We start from the raw sequence: 933 nt of genomic DNA, 5'->3' as shown, positions 1-933 counted from the left end.
CTGCTGTGTTGAATAGGGGTACGGCGGCGGGATAGACCGTCACATCGGTAAGGACGAAGCCGAGGATGGCCGATATGGCCGAAGTGGATCTCCTCGACTTCCTGAGAGACTGTAAGCGGCTTGCCATACAAGCGTTGGGGACCAACGCGGGCAAGCCCGCCGAAGGTGGGCTTGCCCGCTGGAAGCACCTCGTCATTCACGGATATCGGCTCGAAGACGACCACAGCTACCGTGAAACGGAAAATCGTCTCCGCTGTTTCAGCGAACTGCGCGAGATTCTTGAACTCGACCTCAACGACGTCCCGGACTTCTCCACGATCTACAAGTCGTTCGATCGATTCAATATGACGATCTGGCGGGCGTTGCTCCGCATTTCAGCGGAGCAACTCCCGCAGTCCGGTCACGCTGCTCTCGACAGCACGTTCTTCAAGCGTGGTCACGCCTCGTCGTACTACCTTCAGCGAGCAAATCGAGACGTACAGACGCTGAAAGTCACAACGCTCACCGATACGGAGTCGCTCGCTGTGCTGGATCTACAGTGCTCGGTCGAGTGGAAGCACGATACGAAACTCGGGCCGCAGGTCGTCCGGCGGAACGCCGACGACCTGCTCTCAGTCGCCGCCGACAAGGGATTTCACGACTGGATGAGCAAGTTCGAGTTCTACACGCTCGACGTTGATCCGCTTGTTCTCGAACGTGGATCGTCACTGGAGACAGTCGGTCATAATGCACTGATTCGGGACGCTGGATACTCTCAGCGGTGGATGTCCGAAACATCGTATTCGACAACGAAGCGCTCGCTCGGCTCCGCCGTGCGAGCGCAATTTTGGTATCGTGAGTTCCGTGAGATCGTCCTGATGTTCGCTATCTCGAACATCGAACAAGTTTGTGAGAAGCTGTGATCACCGCGCCGTCCCCCTATTCAACACAGCA

The 933-nt window shown here is 57.0% G+C and carries 1 protein-coding gene; it reads left to right on the top strand.

Annotation, left to right across the window (positions count from 1 at the left end; translation table 11 throughout):
- Positions 1-74 precede the first annotated feature (74 nt).
- Entirely contained in the window at positions 75-902 is an 828-nt protein-coding gene (locus tag ACQUQO_RS18260) for an IS5 family transposase (RefSeq protein ID WP_435080082.1), read from the top strand.
- The last annotated feature ends 31 nt before the right edge of the window (positions 903-933 follow it).

It is taken from the genome of Halococcus sp. AFM35 (genome assembly GCF_051195015.1).
Taxonomy (GTDB): domain Archaea; phylum Halobacteriota; class Halobacteria; order Halobacteriales; family Halococcaceae; genus Halococcus.
This window is presented reverse-complemented; position numbering and strand designations above follow the sequence as displayed.

Excerpts from the sequence above, each read along its gene's own strand:
- ACQUQO_RS18260 (WP_435080082.1), top strand. The coding sequence starts at position 75 with ATGGCCGAAGTGGATCTCCTCGACTTCCTGAGAGACTGTAAGCGGCTT.